This is a genomic window from Pseudomonas multiresinivorans, assembly GCF_012971725.1.
Taxonomy (GTDB): domain Bacteria; phylum Pseudomonadota; class Gammaproteobacteria; order Pseudomonadales; family Pseudomonadaceae; genus Pseudomonas; species Pseudomonas multiresinivorans.
On the sequence record NZ_CP048833.1, the window covers coordinates 951,862 to 972,495 of the forward strand.

The 20,634-nt window shown below is 62.9% G+C and carries 16 protein-coding genes; 10 read left to right on the forward strand and 6 right to left on the reverse strand.

The features are described from left to right. Positions 1 to 296 precede the first annotated feature (296 nt). Positions 297 to 1,676: an OprD family porin gene (locus G4G71_RS04405; protein WP_169935619.1), complete on the forward strand. Its 1,380-nt coding sequence runs from the start codon at positions 297 to 299 to the stop codon at positions 1,674 to 1,676. Positions 1,677 to 1,902: 226 nt separating this feature from the next. Here G4G71_RS04405 and aguA read toward each other — a convergent pair whose 3' ends face one another. From aguA to G4G71_RS04425, 4 genes are all read right to left on the reverse strand, one after another. Continuing rightward, a complete protein-coding gene (aguA, locus tag G4G71_RS04410) occupies positions 1,903 to 3,012 on the reverse strand; it encodes an agmatine deiminase (protein ID WP_169935621.1) in 1,110 nt (369 codons plus the stop codon). Positions 3,013 to 3,230: 218 nt separating this feature from the next. Continuing rightward, complete coding sequence (locus tag G4G71_RS04415; protein ID WP_169935623.1) at positions 3,231 to 3,866, reverse strand: TetR/AcrR family transcriptional regulator; 636 nt, start codon at positions 3,864 to 3,866, stop codon at positions 3,231 to 3,233. Between the two features lie 55 nt (positions 3,867 to 3,921). Then, a complete protein-coding gene (locus tag G4G71_RS04420; protein ID WP_169935625.1) occupies positions 3,922 to 4,983 on the reverse strand; it encodes a polyamine ABC transporter substrate-binding protein in 1,062 nt (353 codons plus the stop codon). Positions 4,984 to 5,227: 244 nt separating this feature from the next. After that, on the reverse strand, positions 5,228 to 6,607 hold the full coding sequence (locus tag G4G71_RS04425) for a glutamine synthetase family protein (RefSeq protein WP_054908138.1): 1,380 nt from the start codon (positions 6,605 to 6,607) through the stop codon (positions 5,228 to 5,230). Positions 6,608 to 6,885: 278 nt separating this feature from the next. On the opposite strand from G4G71_RS04425, the gene G4G71_RS04430 reads away from it, so the two are divergent. The 8 genes from G4G71_RS04430 (at position 6,886) to G4G71_RS04465 (ending at position 16,087) form a co-directional block, all read left to right on the forward strand. Beyond that, the gene (locus G4G71_RS04430) at positions 6,886 to 7,635 is read left to right on the forward strand and encodes a gamma-glutamyl-gamma-aminobutyrate hydrolase family protein (RefSeq protein ID WP_169935627.1); all 750 of its coding nucleotides are present in this window, start codon (positions 6,886 to 6,888) and stop codon (positions 7,633 to 7,635) included. A gap of 40 nt (positions 7,636 to 7,675) precedes the next feature. Further along, entirely contained in the window at positions 7,676 to 9,034 is a 1,359-nt protein-coding gene (locus G4G71_RS04435) for a glutamine synthetase family protein (protein WP_024762141.1), read from the forward strand. A 61-nt stretch (positions 9,035 to 9,095) separates the two neighbouring features. Next, positions 9,096 to 10,463 carry an aspartate aminotransferase family protein gene (locus G4G71_RS04440; RefSeq protein ID WP_169935629.1) on the forward strand — a complete coding sequence of 456 codons (1,368 nt, stop codon included), beginning with the start codon at positions 9,096 to 9,098 and terminating at the stop codon, positions 10,461 to 10,463. A 117-nt stretch (positions 10,464 to 10,580) separates the two neighbouring features. Next, positions 10,581 to 11,681, forward strand: a complete 1,101-nt coding sequence (locus tag G4G71_RS04445; RefSeq protein WP_169935632.1) for a polyamine ABC transporter substrate-binding protein — start codon at positions 10,581 to 10,583, stop codon at positions 11,679 to 11,681. 255 nt (positions 11,682 to 11,936) lie between these two features. Then, positions 11,937 to 13,004 carry a polyamine ABC transporter substrate-binding protein gene (locus G4G71_RS04450; protein WP_277352236.1) on the forward strand — a complete coding sequence of 356 codons (1,068 nt, stop codon included), beginning with the start codon at positions 11,937 to 11,939 and terminating at the stop codon, positions 13,002 to 13,004. Positions 13,005 to 13,155: 151 nt separating this feature from the next. Next, positions 13,156 to 14,310, forward strand: a complete 1,155-nt coding sequence (locus tag G4G71_RS04455; RefSeq protein ID WP_054908133.1) for an ABC transporter ATP-binding protein — start codon at positions 13,156 to 13,158, stop codon at positions 14,308 to 14,310. Positions 14,311 to 14,336: 26 nt separating this feature from the next. After that, on the forward strand, positions 14,337 to 15,218 hold the full coding sequence (locus G4G71_RS04460) for an ABC transporter permease subunit (RefSeq protein WP_139092896.1): 882 nt from the start codon (positions 14,337 to 14,339) through the stop codon (positions 15,216 to 15,218). Beyond that, positions 15,215 to 16,087 (forward strand): ABC transporter permease subunit, encoded by an 873-nt coding sequence (locus G4G71_RS04465; protein WP_081515243.1) that lies wholly within the window; start codon positions 15,215 to 15,217, stop codon positions 16,085 to 16,087. Before G4G71_RS04460 ends, G4G71_RS04465 begins: the two co-directional genes overlap by 4 nt. A 422-nt stretch (positions 16,088 to 16,509) precedes the next feature. On the opposite strand, the gene G4G71_RS04470 is transcribed toward G4G71_RS04465, so the two are convergent. Beyond that, the gene (locus tag G4G71_RS04470) at positions 16,510 to 18,897 is read right to left on the reverse strand and encodes a penicillin acylase family protein (RefSeq protein ID WP_169935636.1); all 2,388 of its coding nucleotides are present in this window, start codon (positions 18,895 to 18,897) and stop codon (positions 16,510 to 16,512) included. Positions 18,898 to 19,004: 107 nt separating this feature from the next. Between G4G71_RS04470 and G4G71_RS04475 the strand changes: the two genes are divergently transcribed. Next, complete coding sequence (locus tag G4G71_RS04475) at positions 19,005 to 20,054, forward strand: AraC family transcriptional regulator (protein WP_169935638.1); 1,050 nt, start codon at positions 19,005 to 19,007, stop codon at positions 20,052 to 20,054. Between the two features lie 3 nt (positions 20,055 to 20,057). Here G4G71_RS04475 and G4G71_RS04480 read toward each other — a convergent pair whose 3' ends face one another. Continuing rightward, a complete protein-coding gene (locus G4G71_RS04480; protein WP_169935639.1) occupies positions 20,058 to 20,570 on the reverse strand; it encodes a transcriptional regulator in 513 nt (170 codons plus the stop codon). Positions 20,571 to 20,634 lie beyond the last annotated feature (64 nt).

The following is a 20,634-nucleotide window of genomic DNA, read 5'->3' on the forward strand; positions in this document are numbered from 1 at the left end:
ACAGGGCAGGCCGGTTGGCCTGGGGATTGCCTTGTCAGTTGGCGAATGCCCAGCGCATCGCCACAACAACAAGACACGAGAATCGATCCATGCCCTTCCCATCTTCTGCCGTATCCCTGTCCGCCTGCCTGCGCTTCGCTCCCGCCTAGCGGGGCGTCGAAACAACCAACGAATCCTGCATGCCCGCCGTGCTTGCCGCGTCGTGGCCGCTGCCTGCCATTCGGTCGGACTCCCGGGGGAGCCAGTCGTTGTTGCGAATGGCGTGTTTCCAAGATCAATAAAATGGGGAAATTCCAATGAAAAGCCGCACTCTCACGCAATCGAGCCTCGCGCTCGCCATCGCTGCCGCGGGCCTGGCCCAGTCGGCCTTCGCCGGTGGTTTCGTCGAAGACAGCAAGGCCAGCCTGACCCTGCGCAACTTCTACATCAACACGGACAACCGCAACGGCACCGCCGAGCCGAGCAAGCAGGAAGAGTGGGGCCAGGGCTTCCTGCTCAACTACACCTCCGGCTTCACCGAAGGCACCGTGGGCTTTGGTGTTGACGCTCTTGGTCTGCTGGGCGTACGCCTGGACAGCGGTGGCGGCACGCACTATGAGTCGGCCTCGCAGCAGGGCGGTACCGTGTTCCCGTCCAAGAGCAACGGCGATGCGGTGAATGACTTCAGTAGCCTGGGCCTGACTGCTAAGGCCAAGGTTTCCAATACCGAGTTCCGCTACGGCACTTTGCAGCCCAAGCTGCCAGTCGTGACCTATAACGATGGCCGTCTGTTGCCCGTGACCTTTGAGGGTGGCCAGGTTACCTCCACCGACCTCAAGGACTTCACCTTGGTCGCCGGTCAACTGGAGCATTCCAAAGGCCGCAACTCCACCGACAACCGCAGTCTGAGCATCGCTGGCGCCAACGGTTCGAGCATCAGCTCCCGCGACAGCAACAAGTTCTACTACGCCGGTGGTGACTACAAACTGAACAAAGACCTGACCCTGCAGTACTACTACGGTCAGCTCACCGACTTCTACCAGCAGCATTTCCTCGGCCTGCAGCACAACTGGGCGATCGGTCCGGGCGTGCTGAAAACCGACCTGCGTGCCTTCGACAGCAGCTCCGACGGCAAGAACGGCAGCGCCTCCGGCCGTGCCGATGGCTTTGTCAGCAGTGGCTACTACGGTGGCAATACCCTCAAGGGGGAAGTGGATAACCGCGCCTTCAGCGGCCTGTTCACCTACTCCGTCAGTGGCCACAGCTTCGGTGCCGGCTACCAAGTGCTCAACGGCGACAGTGACTTCCCGTTCCTCAACCGTGGCGACGGCGAAGGCTCCACCGCCTACCTGATCACCGATGTGCAGATCGGCAAGTTCCAACGCGCTGGCGAACGTACCTGGCAGGTCCGTTATGGCTACGACTTCGCCAAGGCTGGTGTTCCGGGTCTGACCTTCCAGACCATCTACCTGCACGGCGATAGTATCGACACCAAGCAGGGTAACCAAAGCGAGTGGGAGCGTGACATCTCCCTGGCCTACGTTATTCCGGATGGCACCTTCAAGGGCCTGGGCTTCACCTGGAAGAATGCCGCCCTGCGCAGTGGCCTGCCGGCCGCCAGCCAGCCAGGCACTCCGACCCAGCGCGACCAGGACGAAAACCGCCTGATCGTCAGCTACACCATCCCGCTGCTGTAATTCTCGCGGGATAACGAAAAAGCCGCCGACCTCGCAAGAGGCGGCGGCTTTTTCATGGGTGCGCACGAGGGCTCTTCGTAGGAGCGAGCTTGCTCGCGAACAAGTCCCGTGGCGAAGTCGTTCGCGAGCAAGCTCGCTCCTGCAGAGGCATTCCTCTGCCAATGAAAAAGGCCGTCGTTCCGGTGGGAGCGACGGCGCTTTTCTTCAGCAAATCAGCTTCAGCGGATCAGCGCTTCTGCGGCGCCGGCTGCTGCTGGGTGATGCAGTGGATGTTGCCGCCGCCCAGGAGGATCTCGCGGCCCGGCACCATCACGATTTCGTGCTCGGGGAAGATGCGCTTGAGGGTGGCCTCGGCTTCGGCATCCGCCGGATCGTCGAAGCGTGGCGCAATGATGCCGCCGTTGACGATCAGGAAGTTGACGTAGGAGCCGGCCAGGCGGATCGACGGATCGCGCGGCTGGGTGCCGATCACCAGGTCGATGCCTTCGCACTCGGCTTCGGTCGCGTGGATCGGGCCGGGGATGACGATCTTGTGCACGGTGAGCTGGCGGCCCTTGGCGTCGCGGGCGCTTTCCAGCACGCGCATGGCGGCCTGGCAGCGCTCGTAGTTCGGGTCGTTCTGATCGTCGGTCCAGGCCAGCAGCACTTCGCCCGGGCGCACGTAGCAGCAGAAGTTGTCGACGTGGCCGTCGGTCTCGTCGTTGAACAGACCGTCCGGCAGCCAGATCACGGTGTCGATGGCCAGGTGCTCACGCAGCACGGCCTCGATCTCCTCGCGGCTCATGTGCGGGTTGCGGTTGTGGTTGAGCAGGCACTCTTCGGTGGTGATCACCGTGCCTTCGCCGTCCACATGGATCGAGCCGCCTTCCAGCACGAAGCCTTCGGTGCGGTAGCCGTCGTTGCGCTCGATGCCGAGGATCTTGCTCGCCACCTGGTCGTCGCGGTGCCACGGGAAGTACAGACCGCCTTCCAGGCCGCCCCAGGCATTGAAGGTCCAGTCCACGCCGCGTACTTCGCCGTCGTTATTGGTGACGAAGGTCGGGCCGGTGTCGCGCACCCAGGCGTCGTCGTTGCTGATTTCCACCACGCGGATGTTGGCCGCGCCGGCCAACTGGGCGCGGGCGTTCTCGTACTGGCCGGCGGAAACGCCGATGGTCACCGGCTCGAAGCGGGCGATGGCGCGGGCCACGGCGCTGAAGGCGGCCTGCGCCGGCTTGCCGCCCAGGCGCCAGTTGTCCGGACGCTCGGGCCAGACCATCCAGGTCTGGGTGTGGGGTTCCCATTCCGCCGGCATGCGGAAGCCATCGGCGCGGGGAGTGCTGGTCAACGTAGTCATGGGGCGATCCTGGGGGCTGCTCAGTTGGGGACGTACGGCGCTATGCGTGTCGCCCCATCCTGCGCTTTGGGTTGTGTCATTCGAGAGTGCATCACGAGCGGCCAGTATAGGTCGCCGCGCGCAGTGTCTGATTTTATATCCGATAAAAATCGATTTATGAAGCGAATTGTTCTCGAATATCGCCCGGTGATCCGGATTTATATCGGATATAAATCGATTTATTTCAGGGGTGACGGGCGCTTTGGCAGGCAGGGCGGCAGGTACAGCGAGAGGTAGGCATCGATCACCCGCATGCCTTCTTCGGCGAGGCGCTCGGTAATCAGCCCGTGCCGCTGCACGGAGAGGGCGTAAACGCGATCCCCCAGTTCGATGGCGAGGCTGAACACCTCGATATCCTGCGGCAGTGGTGGCAGCTCGAAATGCCGCTCGAACAGGGAGCGCATGGCCTGGCCGAGTTGCACGTCATGCTGGCTGTCGGCTTGGGTGACTTCGGCAAGGCCGTGGCTGGCGAGGATCAGTTGGCGCGCGGCGGCGTCTTCGGCGTACACGGCGAGGGTACGTTGTTCGACCAGTCGTGCGAGGTCGCGCCAGTCGCGCAAGGCGGCGTGATCGACGGGCTGTTCCAGGCAGGCACGGAAGGCGGCGTGGACGTCATTGGTCAGGCCCTGCAGCAACGCCGGGACGCTGGGGAAGAAGTGATAGACGGAAGAAGGGGGAATGTCCGCGCGCTCGGCCACCGCGTAGATCGACAGCCCCCCTGCGCCGCTTTCGGCCAGCAGGGCGCGGGCCGCATCGAGGATCACGGCGATTCTTGCCTGGCTGCTGGCGCGAGGTTTGCGGATGGGAGCGGGCATGGCTGTCTCCGGAGCTGGGCGGCTATTGGACGCCAGCTCCGGTGCGCTCGGCAAGTCAGCTGCCGCCGTCGCGCAGCTTGGCCCAGACTTCGGTGATCACCGGGGCGGTCTTCTCCGGCGCGGTTTCCAGGGCAAACAGGCGGCGCTTGGTTTCCTGGTCCGGGTACAGGCCCGGCTGGTCGCGCAGGGCGGCATCTAGGAACTGCGCGGAGTCCTTGTTGCCGTTGGGGTAGAGGGTGGCGGCGGTGATCTGCGCGGCGACCTTGGGCTGCATCAGGTAGTCGATGAACTTCAGGGCCTGGTCCGGGTGTTCGGCGGCGGTGGGGATCACCAGGTTGTCGATGAACAGCACCGAGCCTTCCTGCGGCACCACGAAGCGAACCGGCTGGCCGGCGTTGGCGGCGCCCAGGGCGTCGCCGACCCAGGCCATGGCGACGCACAGCTTGCCGGCGTTGAGGTCCTGGATGTAGCGCTCGCTGTCGATGTAGCGCAGGTTCGGGCGCAGCTGCGCGAGTACCTCGCCGGCACGGCGGATCTGCGACGGCGCGCTGCGGGCGAAGTTGCGGCCCTGGTAATTCATCAGCACCGAGAAGGCTTCGTCCGGCGCGTCCAGGATGCTCATGCCGCAAGCTTTCAGGCGCTGGCTCTGCTGTGGGTCGAACATCACGCTCCAGCTGTCGGGCAGCTTGCCGCCGTAGGCCTTCTCCGCTTCGGGTTCGTTGATTGCCAGGCCCACGGCGCCCCACAGATAAGGTATGGCGTGCTGGTTGTTGGGGTCGACGGCGGCCAGCTTGCTCAGCAACTGGGTGTCGAGGTGGCTGCGGTTGGGCAGCTTGCTGAAGTCCAGGGCCTGGATGCGCTTGTCGCGGATCAGCGCCGGCAGGTCGTTGTGCGAAGGCACGGCTACGTCGATCTTCTCACCGCTCTCCAGGGCCTTCTTGACCTCTTCGGCGGTGCTGTAGGTCTTGTAGTCGACGCGGATGCCGGTGTCCTTCTCGAAGTCCTTGAGCACTTCGGGAGCGATGTAGTCGTTCCAGTTGTAGACATGGATGACTTGCTCCGCCCAGGCGGAAAGCGGGCACAACAGCATCAGAATCAAGGCGTACAGGCGTGGCATTGGCGATCTCCCTGAATGAACCACGTAATCAGCGGATGCGGCATTCGCCGCTCGATAGCGCGACAGCAAAGACACGACAGACGCGATGGCGCCCGGGCGGGCGGATGGAGACATCGCGAGCAGGAAGGAACGACGGATGTGACTCGCCCTGGCGCCCCTCCTCGCCGTTGCGATGTCGCAGTTCCCCGGGTGTGCCAGAGGCACAAGGAAACGCCGGCACGAGGGCCGGCGTTTCGTTTACCACTTATACGGTGTGCAAGTACCAGTTGTACTCGAGATCGGAGATCGAATACTCGAACTCCTGCATCTCATGCTCCTTGCACGCGACGAAGATGTCGATGTACTCGGGGCTGATGTACTTGTTCATCACGTCGCTGTCGTCCAGCTCGCGCAGGGCATCGCGCAAGTTGTTCGGCAGGCTCTGTTCCAGCTGCTCGTAGGCGTTGCCTTCGATCGGCGCGCCCGGCTCGACCTTGTTGGTCAGGCCGTGGTGGACGCCCGCCAGTACAGCCGAGAGCAGCAGGTACGGGTTGGCGTCGGCACCGGCGACGCGGTGTTCCAGGCGCACCGCTTCCGGCGCTCCGGTCGGCACGCGCAGGGCGACGGTACGGTTGTCCAGGCCCCAGCTCGGCGCGTTCGGCACGAAGAAGGCCGAACCGAAACGGCGGTACGAGTTGACGTTCGGGCAGAGGAACGCCATCGACGCCGGCAGGGTCTCGAGCACACCGCCGATCGCGTGGCGCAACGCGGCGTTCTGCTCGGGATCCTCGCTGGTGAAGATGTTCCTGCCGTCCTTGTCGAGCAGCGAGACGTGGACGTGCAGACCGTTGCCAGCCTGACCCGGGTAGGGCTTGGCCATGAAGGTCGAGTCCATCTCGTGGTCGTAGGCGACGTTCTTGATCAGGCGCTTGAGCAGGACTGCGTAGTCGCAGGCCTTCAGGGCGTCGTCAACGTGGTGCATGTTGACTTCGAACTGGGCCGGGGCGCTTTCCTTGACGATCGCGTCGGCGGGGATGCCCTGGGCGCGGGCGCCGTCGATGATGTCCTGCAGGCAGTCGGCGTACTCATCGAGGTCATCGATGGAGTAGACCTGAACGGACTGCGGACGTTTGCCGGAGATCGGCGAGCGCGGCGGCTGCGGACGGCCGTTCACGTTCTCCTGGTCGATCAGATAGAACTCGAGCTCGAAGGCGGCGACGATGGTCAGGCCGATATCGGTGAATTTCTGCACCACCTGACGCAGTACTTCACGAGGGTCGGCGAAGAACGGCTGGCGCTCTTCCATTTCGTGCATGGTCATCAGCAGCTGCGCGGTCGGGCGCTTCTGCCAGGGTTCCATGGAGAGAGTGTTGGGGATCGGGAAACAGACGCGGTCCGCGTCGCCAATGTCCAGGCCGAGGCCGGTGCTTTCCACGGTGGAGCCGGTGATGTCGAGAGCGAAGAGAGAGGCGGGGAGGTTGATGCCCTTCTCATAGACTTTGGGCAGGTTGGTGCGTTCGATGCGCTTGCCGCGGACCACACCATTCATGTCTGCAATAAGGAGGTCGACGAACTGGACCTCGGGGTGTTCCTTCAGGAACTCACTCGCTTCTTCGAGCGACACGGCACTCTGGGGTACCGACATGATGTCACACCTTTATTGTTAAAAATTTCAATCATTCGAAAGCTGAGGTGTGAGTCAATCCGAATTGGCAAGGGTTGTCAATGTCGCACCAAAGTGGGGCGCATCGGTCGTGATGGGCCGTTTTTGGGGCGTTTCAAGCCGCTTTTGATGAGCGGAGAGCCTTTGCTGGCGGGCTGTTCAGTGGGGCGTGTTTGATTTTTTACATGGCTATTGTGTAAAAAAATGAACAAGGCTAAGCTCGGCCTCAAGCCCATAACACTTACAAACACGGGTGTCCCATGTCTCGCCTGCCGTTAATCGGCGTGTCCGCCTGCATCAAGCAGATCGGTTCCAAACCCTACCATGTTGCTGGCGACAAATACCTCAGAGCGCTGATCTCCGGGGCCTCGGGCATTCCTTTGATCATTCCCTCCCTGGGCGATGCCATCGACCAGGAAGACATGTTGGCCGCGTTCGACGGCCTGCTCTTCACAGGCTCGGCGTCGAACGTCGAGCCCCATCATTATAGTGGCTCCGCCAGCATTGCAGGCACCCCTCATGATCCCGAGCGCGACAGCACGACGCTGCCGCTGATCCGCCGCGCCGTCGCGGCCGGGATTCCGGTGCTGGGCATCTGCCGCGGCTTCCAGGAAATGAACGTCGCCTTCGGCGGTTCGCTGCACCAGAAGGTGCACGAGGCCCCGGGCTTCATGGATCACCGCGAACCCGCCGGTGAGCCGATCGAAATCCAGTATGGGCTGCGGCACGTCGTCGACGTGCAGCCGGGCGGCGTTTTCGCCGGTATCGGGCTACCCTCGCAGTTCCAGGTCAACTCTATTCACGGCCAGGGCGTTGATCGTCTGGCGCCCGGCCTTCGTGTAGAAGCTCTGGCGCCTGACGGGTTGGTTGAAGCCTTCTCCGTCGAAGGTGCGGCCTTTGCCGTCGGGGTGCAGTGGCACCCGGAATGGCAGGTCGAAACGAACCCCAACTATCTCGCTATCTTCCAGGCATTCGGCAAAGCCTGCAGCAAGAGGGCGGGGAACCGCTGAGTCCGGCGTTGGGGCCGGGCTCTCAAACCCTGAGGTCTTTATGACTAGCAAGTTAGACCAGCTCAGTGGCTGGTTGAAGGAACGCAAGATCACTGAAGTGGAATGCATGATCGCCGACCTGACCGGGATCGCCCGGGGCAAGATCGCGCCGACTGCGAAATTCCTCAACGAGAAGGGCATGCGCCTGCCGGAGAGCGTTCTCCTGCAGACCGTGACCGGTGACTACGTCGAGGATGACATCTATTACGACCTGCTGGACCCGGCCGACATCGATATGGTCTGCCGCCCGGACGAGAATGCCGTGTTCCTCGTCCCCTGGGCCATCGAGCCGACCGCGATGGTCATCCACGATACCTACGACAAGCTGGGCAACCCCATCGAGCTGTCGCCGCGCAACGTCCTCAAGCGCGTCCTCCAGCTTTACGCCGAAAAGGGCTGGAGGCCGATCGTGGCTCCGGAGATGGAGTTCTACCTGACCAAGCGCAGCGACGACCCCGACTACCCGCTGCAGGCTCCGGTGGGCCGTTCCGGCCGCCAGGAGACCGGTCGCCAGTCCTTCTCCATCGACGCGGCGAACGAATTCGACCCGCTGTTCGAAGACATGTACGACTGGTGCGAACTGCAGGGCCTGGATCTGGACACCCTGATCCATGAAGAAGGCACCGCGCAGATGGAGATCAACTTCCGTCACGGCGATGCCCTGGACCTGGCCGACCAGATCGTGGTGTTCAAGCGCACCATGCGCGAGGCCGCCCTCAAGCACAACGTGGCCGCGACCTTCATGGCCAAGCCGATGACCGGCGAGCCGGGCAGTGCCATGCACCTGCACCAGAGCATCGTTGACATCAAGACCGGCAAGAACATCTTCTCCAACGCCGACGGCAGCATGAGCGAGCTGTTCCTGCACCACATCGGTGGCCTGCAGAAGCTGATCCCCGAGGCGCTGCCGCTGTTCGCGCCGAACGTCAACTCGTTCCGCCGCTTCCTGCCCGACACCTCGGCGCCGGTGAACGTGGAATGGGGCGAAGAGAACCGCACCGTGGGCCTGCGCGTACCGGATTCCACCCCGGACAACCGCCGCGTGGAGAACCGCCTGGCCGGCGCTGATGCCAACCCCTACCTGGCCCTCGCCGCCAGCCTGCTGTGCGGCTACATCGGCATGGTCGAAGGCCTCAAACCCAGTGCACAGGTCAAGGGCCGCGGCTATGAACGGCGTAACCTGCGCCTGCCGCTGACCATCGAGGCCGCACTGGAGTGCATGGAAGGCAGCAAGACCCTGGAGAAATACCTGGGTGACAAGTTCATTCGGGGCTACGTCGCGGTGAAGCGCGCCGAGCACGAGAACTTCAAGCGAGTAATCAGTTCCTGGGAGCGCGAGTTCCTCCTGCTTTCTGTCTGATCGGCGTGGGGTCCGGCGCGAGGCCGGGCCCCGTGTTTCTTAGAGAAGAGGTTTTATCAAGATGACTAACCAGACCAGCGCCAACACCCAACACTGGCAGGCGCTCAGCCGCGATCACCACCTGGCTCCGTTCACCGATTACAAGCAGCTGAACGAGAAGGGTGCGCGCATCATCACCAAGGCCGAAGGCGTGTACCTGTGGGACAGCGAGGGCAACAAGATCCTCGACGGCATGGCTGGCCTGTGGTGCGTGAACGTCGGTTACGGTCGCAAGGAACTTGCTGAAGCCGCCTACAAGCAGATGCAGGAACTGCCCTACTACAACCTGTTCTTCCAGACCGCCCACCCGCCGGTACTGGAGCTGTCCAAGGCCATCGCCGACATCGCTCCCGAAGGCATGAACCACGTGTTCTTCACCGGCTCGGGTTCGGAGTCCAACGACACCGTGCTGCGCATGGTCCGCCACTACTGGTCGATCAAGGGTCAGCCGCAGAAGAAAGTGGTCATCGGCCGCTGGAACGGCTACCACGGCTCCACCGTCGCCGGCGTCAGCCTGGGCGGCATGAAGGCGCTGCACGAGCAGGGTGACCTGCCGATCCCGGGTATCGAGCACATCGCTCAGCCCTACTGGTTCGGTGAAGGCGGCGACATGGACCCGGAAGAGTTCGGCGTCTGGGCTGCCGAGCAGCTGGAGAAGAAGATTCTCGAAGTCGGCGAAGACAAGGTCGCCGCCTTCATCGCCGAGCCCCTGCAGGGCGCGGGCGGTGTGATCATTCCGCCGAAAACCTACTGGCCGAAGATCCGCGAAATCCTCGCCAAGTACGACATCCTGTTCATCGCCGACGAAGTCATCTGCGGCTTCGGCCGTACCGGCGAATGGTTCGGCAGCCAGTACTTCGGCAACGCCCCGGACCTGATGCCGATCGCCAAGGGCCTGACCAGCGGCTACATCCCCATGGGCGGTGTGATCGTTCGCGACGAGATCGTCCATACCCTGAATGAGGGTGGCGAGTTCTATCACGGCTTCACTTACTCTGGTCACCCGGTAGCTGCTGCGGTGGCGCTGGAGAACATCCGCATCCTGCGCGAAGAGAAGATCGTCGAGCGAGTGAAGAACGAAACGGCACCGTATTTGCAACAGCGCTGGCAAGAGCTGGCCGACCATCCCCTGGTAGGCGAAGCCCGCGGGGTAGGCCTGGTGGCAGCACTGGAGCTGGTGAAGAACAAGAAGACCCGCGAGCGCTTCGAAGGCAAGGGTGTCGGGATGCTGTGCCGCGAGCACTGCTTCCGCAACGGTCTGATCATGCGCGCGGTGGGAGACACTATGATTATCTCGCCGCCGCTGGTGATCGAGAAATCGCAGATCGATGACCTGATCACCCTGGCGCGCAAGTGCCTCGATCAAACCGCCGCAGCCGTTCTGTCTTGAGTCTTTCACCAGACCTTTGACAGACTGCGCCTGTGCGTTGGCCAGGCTCACCGGGTGGTGACGGAAGGAGATGTCCACGCCACCCGGAACATCAAAAAAACAAACGGAGCTACCCGCATGTTCAAGACCTTCGGCAAATCCCTGCTCGCTGTAACGCTGGCAGGCGCTGTGGCTGGTATGGCGCAGGCTGATGACAAGGTGCTGCACGTCTACAACTGGTCGGACTACATCGCGCCGGACACGGTCGACAAGTTCACCAAGGAAACCGGAATCAAGGTCGTCTACGACGTCTACGACAGCAACGAAGTGCTGGAAGCCAAGCTGCTGGCCGGCAAGTCGGGCTACGACATCGTGGTGCCGTCCAACTCCTTCCTCGCCAAGCAGATCAAGGCGGGCGTGTACGTGCCGCTGGACAAGTCCAAGCTGCCGAACTGGAAGAACCTGAACCCGGACATCATGAAGACCCTGGAGATCAGTGACCCGGGCAACCAGTACGCGATCCCCTACATGTGGGGCACCATCGGCCTGGGTTACAACCCGGACAAGGTCAAGGCCGCGCTGGGCGACAACGCCCCGGTGGACTCCTGGGACCTGGTGTTCAAGCCGGAAAACATCCAGAAGCTGAAGTCCTGCGGCGTGAGCTTCCTCGACTCGCCGACCGAAATGCTCCCGGCGGCCCTGCACTACCTGGGCTACAAGCCGGATAGCCAGGACCCGAAAGAGCTGAAGGAAGCCGAGGCGCTGTTCCTGAAGATCCGTCCGTACATCTCCTACTTCCACTCCTCCAAGTACATCTCCGATATCGCCAACGGCAACATCTGCGTGGCTGTGGGCTACTCGGGCGACGTGTACCAGGCCAAGTCCCGCGCTGAAGAAGCCAAGAACAAGGTCACCGTGAAGTACAACATTCCGAAGGAAGGTGCTGGCGCGTTCTTCGATACCGTTGCCATTCCGAAGGATGCCGAGAACCAGGAAGCCGCGCTGAAGTGGATCAACTTCCTGCTCGAGCCGGCCGTCATGTCCGAGATCACCAACGTCGTGCAGTTCCCGAACGGCAACGCCGCGGCCACCCCGATGGTGAACGAGGCGATCCGCAACGACCCGGGCGTGTATCCGACTCCGGAAACCATGAAGAAGCTGTACGCCTTCCCGGATCTGCCGGCGAAGACTCAGCGTCTGATGACCCGCAGCTGGACCACCATCAAGTCCGGCAAGTAATCGGGTAGTCGCTGCCGCCTGACGCAGCAGCGGATGGTCCGGGACTGCGGCGGGGGAGTGCCCTCCCTCGCCGCTACCGGCAGCAACAAACAGCTTCCATCGGTGGAATGGCTGCGCAAGCCCTGGCGCTCTCGTGCTGATGAAGGGTTCGGCGCTACCCACGGACCGGCCGTCGAAACCCCGGCAGCAACCGACTGAAGTAGTAAAAAACAACGAGAGGACTCACGTGTGCGCATTCCCTTCCGCAGAACCCTGATCGCTGCAGTCTCCCTCTTCGGCCTGACTTCGCTGGCTCAGGCGCAGCAGACCGTCCACATCTACAACTGGTCGGACTACATCGGTGAAACCACCCTCGCCGATTTCGAGAAGGAAACCGGTATCAAGCCGGTGTACGACGTCTTCGACTCCAACGAAACCCTGGAAGGCAAGCTCCTGGCCGGTCGCACCGGCTATGACGTGGTCGTGCCGTCCAACCACTTCCTCGGTCGCCAGATCAAGGCCGGTGCGTTCCAGAAGCTGGACAAGAGCCAGCTGCCGAACTGGTCGAACCTCGACCCGCACCTGATGAAACAGCTCGAGGCCAACGACCCGGGCAACGAGTACGGCGTGCCGTACCTGTGGGGCACCAACGGCATCGGCTACAACGTCGACAAGGTCAAGGCCGTGCTGGGTGTCGACAAGATCGATTCGTGGGCCATGCTGTTCGAGCCCGAGAACATGAAGAAGCTCAGCCAGTGCGGCGTCGCCTTCCTCGATTCGGGCGACGAGATGATGCCGGCTGTGCTCAAGTACATGGGGCTGGACCCCAACAGCACCAACCCGGACGACTACAAGAAGGTGGAAGAGAAGCTGATGGCGGTGCGTCCGTATGTCACCTACTTCCACTCCTCCAAGTACATCTCGGACCTGGCCAACGGCAACATCTGCGTCGCGGCCGGTTTCTCCGGTGACGTATTCCAGGCCGCCAACCGCGCCAAGGAAGCCGGCAAGGGCGTGAACATCGCCTACGCCATTCCCAAGGAAGGCGCCAACCTCTGGTTCGACATCCTCGCCATTCCGAAGGATGCCTCCAGCCCGAAGGCGGCCCACGCGTTCATCAACTACCTGCTCAAACCCGAAGTGATCGCCAAGGTCAGCGATTACGTCGGCTACGCCAACCCGAACCCCAAGGCTGGCGAATTCATGGATGAGTCCGTGCGCAACAATCCTGAGGTGTACCCATCCCAGGAGGTTCTCGACAAACTCTTCGTGCAGCATGAGCTGCCGCCGAAGATCCTGCGCCTCATGACCCGTTCCTGGACCAAGATCAAGTCGGGCAAGTAAGACGGTTCCTACGGAATTCGTCCGCGCGGGCACGGAGCGTCGGAGAGCCTCTCGAAAGGTTTTCCGGCGCACGTAAACTGCGCCAGCCCTGAGTAATACCAAGCATGCCCGGCCGCGGGGGCCGGGCCTCTATGATTTGGGAGTTGTGGTAATGGCAATAGCCTCCGGTGCCTACAAGAAAGCCTTGAGTGGCGACCAGAAACCCAAAGAGGTTCTGGTAAAAATCGACCGGGTCAGCAAGCAGTTCGATGAAACGCTGGCTGTGGACAGCGTGTCCCTGGACATCAAGAAGGGTGAGATATTCGCCCTGCTGGGTGGCTCGGGTTCGGGCAAGTCGACCCTGCTGCGTATGCTGGCTGGTTTCGAGCGTCCCACTGAAGGTCGCATCTTCCTCGATGGCCAGGACATTACCGACCTGCCGCCCTATGAGCGGCCGATCAACATGATGTTCCAGTCGTACGCCCTGTTCCCCCACATGAGCGTGGCGCAGAACATCGCTTTCGGCCTCAAGCAGGACGGTCTGCCCAAGGCAGAGATCGACAAGATCGTCGACGAGATGCTCAAGCTCGTGCAGATGACCCAGTACGCCAAGCGCAAGCCGCACCAGCTCTCCGGTGGCCAGCGTCAGCGCGTGGCCCTGGCCCGCTCCCTGGCCAAGCGTCCGAAGCTGCTGCTGCTCGACGAGCCCATGGGCGCGCTGGACAAGAAGCTGCGTTCGCAGATGCAGCTGGAACTGGTGGAGATCATCGAGCGCGTGGGCGTGACCTGCGTGATGGTGACCCACGACCAGGAAGAGGCCATGACCATGGCCCAGCGCATCGCCATCATGCACCTGGGCTGCATCGAGCAGATCGGCAGCCCGATGGACATCTACGAGACCCCGGCCAGCCGCCTGATCTGCGAGTTCATCGGCAACGTCAACATGTTCGACGGCGAGCTGGTAGAGGACCTGCAGGATCACGCCGTGATCGCCTGCCCGCACCTGGAAAACCCGATCTACATCGGCCACGGCATCAGCACCCGTGCCGAGAACAAGCGCATCACCTACGCGCTGCGTCCGGAAAAGGTCATGGTCAGCGCGCAGAAGCCGGAAAACCTCGAGCACGAAGGCTTCAACGTTGCCCAGGGCACCGTGCATGACATCGCCTACCTGGGCGGCCACTCGGTGTACTACATCAAGCTGGCTTCGGGCTTCATCGTCCAGGCCTTCATGGCCAACGCCGAGCGCCACGTGGCGCGCCCGACCTGGGACCAGCCGGTTTACATCAGCTGGTACGACGACAGCGGTGTGGTACTGCAATCATGAACATCAGCAAATCGCTCATGAAACGCCTGCCGAACGGCCGGCATGCCGTGATCGGTGTGCCGTTCTTCTGGCTGTTCCTGTTCTTCCTGCTGCCCTTCGCCATCGTGCTGAAGATCAGTCTGGCAGCAGCGGACGTGGCCATTCCGCCGTACACCGAAGTATTCCAGTACGCCGACCAGACCCTTCAGGTCGTGCTGAACCTGGGCAACTACCTGATGCTGACGGACGACCCGCTCTACATCGACGCCTACCTGGGCTCGCTGAAGATGGCGGCGATCAGCACTTTCCTCTGCCTTGTGATCGGTTATCCGATGGCCTATGCCATCGCCCGCGCCAGCAAGGAAATGCAGACCGTCCTGCTGCTGCTGATCATGATGCCGACCTGGACGGCGATCCTGATCCGCGTGTACGCCTGGATGGGCATCCTGTCCAACAACGGCCTGCTCAACAGCTTCCTGATGTGGCTGGGCATCATCAACGAGCCGCTGACGATCCTGAACACCAACTTCGCGGTGTACATCGGCATCGTCTACTCGTACCTGCCGTTCATGGTCATGCCGCTCTACGCCAACCTGGTGAAGCACGACATGAGCCTGCTCGAAGCCGCGTCCGACCTCGGCGCGCGCAGCTTCACCAGCTTCTGGAAGATCACCGTGCCGCTGTCCAAGAACGGCATCATCGCCGGCTGCATGCTGGTGTTCATCCCGGCGGTGGGCGAGTTCGTGATCCCGGAACTGCTGGGCGGCCCCGAGACGCTGATGATCGGCAAGGTGCTGTGGCAGGAGTTCTTCAACAACCGTGACTGGCCGGTGGCTTCCGCCCTCGCCGTGGTGATGCTGGCGATCCTGATCATTCCCATCATCCTCTTTAACAAGAACCAGGCTAAAGAGCTGGAGGGCAAGGTATGAACAAGCGTTGGTCGTTCTCCAACATCATGCTGGTGTTGGGCCTGCTGTTCATCTACGTGCCGATGCTCATCCTGGTCATCTACTCGTTCAACGGCTCCAAGCTGGTGACCGTGTGGGGTGGCTGGTCGGTGAAGTGGTACGTCGGCCTGCTGGACAACCAGCAGCTCGTTGGCTCGGTGTTCCGCTCGCTGGAGATCGCCTGCTACACCGCGATCTCCTCGGTAGCCCTGGGCACCCTGGCGGCCTTCGTGCTGACCCGCATCCCGCGCTTCCGTGGCCGTACGCTGTTCGGCGGCATGGTTACCGCGCCGCTGGTCATGCCCGAGGTGATCACCGGTCTGTCGCTGCTGCTGCTGTTCGTCGCCATGGCCCAGCTGATTGGCTGGCCGCAGGAACGCGGCATCGTGACCATCTGGATCGCCCACACCAGCTTCTGCTCGTCCTACGTAGCGGTCGTGGTGTCGGCGCGCCTGCGCGAGCTGGACCTGTCCATCGAGGAAGCGGCCATGGACCTGGGCGCCAAGCCCTGGAAAGTGTTCATGCTGATCACCATCCCGATGATCGCGCCGTCGCTGGCGGCGGGCGGCATGATGTCCTTCGCCCTGTCGCTGGATGACCTGGTACTGGCCAGCTTCGTGTCCGGCCCTGGCTCCACCACGCTGCCGATGGAAGTGTTCTCCGCCGTGCGCCTGGGCGTGAAGCCGGAGATCAACGCCGTAGCCAGCCTGATCCTGCTGACCGTATCGCTGTTCACCTTCTTCGCCTGGTACTTCACCCGCCAGGCCGAGGAACGTCGCAAGCGCGCGATCCAGGAGGCCATGGAGTCCAACGCGACCGATTGGCAGAAGGGTTCGACAGCCACCGCCTGACGCCGTCTTGTCGGCCGGTTGTATCCGGCGATTGTCGAACCACGGGCCACCTTCGGGTGGCCCGTGTTTTTTTGCACACACGTTATTCCGAAGTGCTTGGAAAATCGGGATTTATCGGAAAAATCCGTGGGTCGCCAAGGCTCGCTCCCGGCCGATTGCGAACTACGCTTGAACTGTTCGGATGCGTTGTCCGGTCACCCCCCCGAACCAGGACCGGGCCGCGCCGCCGACAAACTTCCAGTGAAGCCTTATGGCACTCCGTGCGGGAGACGGCGCCCAATACAACACCCCGATCGTTATCCCTTGGGGAAATAACGTGCCAGGGAGCTTCGGCATCTCCCGCAACACTCTCTACAACGCACCCATGAAAAACCCCGCAGGAGCGGGGTTTTTCATTTCCAGGAGGCTCTTGTCGAGAGAGCTCAGCGACGGACGGGGATCAGCCGCAGGACGCCCTTGGTGTTGGCCTTGACCTCGTTGTCGTCATAGTGCTGCGGCAGGTACTGGCCCTCGATGTAGGCCTCGGCCTGGTCGTCGTAGTGATTGTCGAAGGGTACGCCGCTCTGGCCAACCGGGTTGATGCCCAGGCTGTGCGCCGGGTCGGCGAAGTCGATCAGGCGACGCGTGGACGGGCCGTAGACCACCTGCCAGGGCGCCGGACCGACGCGATGGGACAGGTTGTTCGGCACCTCGTGTCCGCCTGGCGCGGCGAACGGGCCGACGTTGAAGATACGGTCCAGCGGCTTCTGCTGGCCCAGCGGATGGCCGTGGGTGAGGGTATGCGCCTTGCCCCACAGCCACTGCTTCGAGTCCTGGCCGAGGGTGGCGCGCAGGTGCGCCAGGCTGTCCTTCCAGGCGGCCTTGACGATATCGGCGCGGGTTTCCTTCTGCGGCGTCTTGCGGTTGTCCCACCAGGGCGAGTTCTCGTCAGCGGCCAGGCGCGGCAGGGCCACGTCCAGCACGCGGGTGGACAGGAGGTTATCGAAGAAGGCGTCGCCCATCTCATCGCGCATGGCGCCGTCGGCTACCTGGTAGATCAGCTGGTTGAACACCGTGGCGGTCACGGAATCCAGCGGGTGGTCACCCTGCCAGTTGGCCAGGTTGTCCACCAGCGCCTTCTCTTCGTCGGTCGCCGCCGCTTCACGCAGGATCGGCAGCAGCGGCTTGAGGAAGCGCGGGCCGTAGCCGGTGGCGGTATCCAGTTGCAGCGCCTGGCTGTTCTGCAGGTCCCATTTCACCGAATCGTCGGACAGGCGCTTGTTCAGTTGCTGACCGCGGTCGGGCAGGTTGTAGTAGCCGGGCACTGGGCGGCCATTGGCTGGCACCGGCTGGAAGTTGGCGGAGACGATGTAGCCGCGCGCCGGGTTCTCTTCCTGCGGGTTTTCGCTGAAGGGGTAGAAGCCGGTCTTGTCGGACTGGCCGCTGGCGCCGTCGAGCAGGAAGTTCGGGTTGACCCCGTCCGGGCGCACCGGTAGCTGTGCCGAGGCCCACCAGCCGATGTCGCCGCGGGCGTTGGCCCAGACCACGTTGAGGCCTGGCGACTGGATCTTCGAGGCCGCGTTGCGCGCCTTTGCCAGGGTGTCGGCGCGGTTCAACTCGTAGAAGGCGTCAAGGATCGGGTTCTGGGTTTCCAGGAAGGCCCACCACATGGACACCGGGGTCTTGCCCGAGGCAGTGCCCAGCGCGTCGTTGACCAGCGGGCCGTGGGGCGAGCTGCGCAGAGTGATCTTCACCGGCGCCTCGCCCTTCACGGCGATGCTCTGCTCCTCGCTCTTCAGGTCCACCCACTGGCCGTGGTACCAGACTTGGTTGGGGTTGTCCGGGTTGACCTTCTCGGCGACCAGATCGACGTCGTCGTTCTGGAACATGGTCAGGCTCCAGCCGAACTGCAGGTTGTGGCCCAGCGAGGCGAAGGGGTTGAGCGCCTGGTAGTGACCGTACAGCTCGAAGCCCGGCGCGCTGGCCTGCATTTCGTACCACACCGCCGGCACGGCGAAGCGGATGTGCGGGTCGCCTGCCAGCAGCGGCTTGCCGCTCTTGGTGCGGCTGCCGGAAACGGCCCAGGCGTTGCTGCCTTCGAACTGTGGCAGGCCGGCCTTCTCCAGGGCGGCGTGGCTGAGCTGGGCGATGGCGCCCATGTCCTGCCAGTCGGCGGCAGCCAACGGGGACGGCGTGAGCACGCCGTTGGGGTGCCAGTCGAGGTCGAAGACTTTCAGGTAATCCGCGCCCAGTTGGTCGCGCACGTAGGTCAGCACCGGTTCGGTGCGGAAGGCGGCGGCGAAGCTGTAGGCCATGTAGCCGGCGACGCTGACGGTGTCCTCGGGCGTGAAGGGGCGCTTGGGAATGCCGAGGATGTCGAACTCCACCGGGCGCGGGTGGCTTTCCTGGAACTGGTTGACGCCATCGAGGTAGGCGACCAGGGCCTTCCAGGCCGGGGAATTCTTGTCCTGCGTCTTCACATACTCCGCCGCGTGGTCGCGGATGCGCAGGCTACGGAACATACGATCGGTGTCCACCAGCTTGGGCCCGAGCACTTCGGCCAGCTCGCCGCGGGACAGGCGCCGGAGCATTTCCATCTGGAACAGCCGGTCCTGGGCATGCACGTAACCGATTGCCCGGTACATGTCCTCCTCGCTGCCGGCCTTGATGTGCGGCACGCCACGCTCGTCGTAGCGAACCGTGACTTCGCTGGCGAGGCCGGCCAGCGGCAGTTGTCCGTCGCGTACCGGCTGCTTGCCGTGCAGGTACCAGCCAGCGCCCGCCGCGGCAGCGGCGACAACGACAGCGAGGACAGTCAAAGTGCGTTTCATGGGGCAACTCCTTGTTGTTATGCGGCGATTTTGCAGTGGATGCCGCTCGTCACTCATTGACCAAAGGTCTCGCGACTGGAATTCTCTGGTCAATTTCAGGAGTGACCATGGCCGCATCCGAGCTGAACTTCCTCGCCACACCGGCGCTGACCCAATCCGCCACCCTCCGCCGCCAGTTGTACGAGGCGCTCTCGGTGCTGGGTTTTGACCCGACCGACATCTATCGCCAGGCCCTGCAGAAGGTGCGCCTGCCGGCGCCGGCGCAGAGCGGCCGCCTGGTGCACGATGACGCGCCATTGTTCTGGACGACCCTTGATGAGATTACCGGCGATGCCGATATCGGCCTGCACCTGGGCGAGGCAATGAAGCCACGCCTGCTGGATGTGGTCGGCTACCTGCAGATGGCCAGCAGCGACCTGCGCGAGGCTTTGCAGAGCTTCCTGCGCTTCCAGCACATCCTCTCCGGTGGTTTCGCAGCGCAGATGCACGAGGAGGGTGATCGGGTCCGGTTGATCCTCGACCTCAATTACCTGGGCATCAGCAATCTGCGTCAGCAGATGGAGTGCCTGATGTTGCTGTTTCTCAAGCAGCTGGCGCTGATCACCGACGACGAATTCCATGTCCAGGCCATCGAGTTCCGTCATCCACAGCCGCGCCGCTTGAGCGAGCACCGGCGCCTGTTCGGCATGACGCCGAGCTTCGGCAAGGCCAATGATGCGTTGATCTTCGACCGGGCATTGCTGACAAGGCCCTCGCGGACCGGCAATCCGGTGCTGCACCGTCTGCTCACCGAGCACGCGCGGGAACAGCTTGGCACGCTGGACGAGAACGATCTACTCAATCGCCTGCGCTACCTGATCGCTATTCGGCTGGGGGAAGAGGACTGCACCCTGCAAAGCTGCGCCCGTGAGCTGGGCGTGCGCCCCGGACTGCTGCAACGCAACCTGGCGAGCCGGGCGCAAACCTTCAGGGAAGTGCGGGAAGAGGTGCGCCGGCAGCGTGCGGCGCAGTTACTGGAGCAGGGTGTGGCGATCCGCGAAGTGGCGCGGGCCTGTGGCTTCGCCGAGCTGTCGCCGTTCTATCGCGCGTTCAAGCGTTGGTACTCGATGCCGCCCGAGCGCTATCGCCAGCGCCTGCAGGGCGGCACCGAAGGCTGAAGGTTACTCGGCCAGCGGGATTTCGCGGCTGACTTCCAGCAGCGCCATGGCGTCAAGCTGGTCTTCGACCTGCAGGAAGCGCAGCGCGCGCTGCGGCGAGACTTCCTTGGCGATGCGCTTGAGGTATTTCTCCTTGAGCTCCTGGCGGTCGTCCTGCAGCTCCAGCACCTGCTTCTGCAGCTTCGCGGCATCGTCATTGCTCACCGAGCCGGTGTTATAGCTGTTGGCATAGTCGATGATGATCGCCAGGGTCTGTTTGCTCAGCTTGTCCGCTTCGGTGCGGTAGCTGTTGTAGATCGGCCAGAACTTCTCGGTTTCCTGCGGGGTGAGCTTCATGTTGGCTTCGACGATGCGCTTGCGCTTGTAGTCGATGTCGGCGATGCGGTTGTTGATGGCCTGCTTGTGCTGCTCCATGACCTGGCTGCTGCTGGGGGTATCTTCGGCGTGGACGGCCAGGGGCAGCGCAAGCCCGGTGGAGAGTGCGGCGCAGAAGGCGAGAGCGGAATGAAGACGCATGCGAAAAGCTCCTTGGTAGCGATCGGCCCTTCATGGGCCGGCGAACCAAGTGTAGTCACGGATT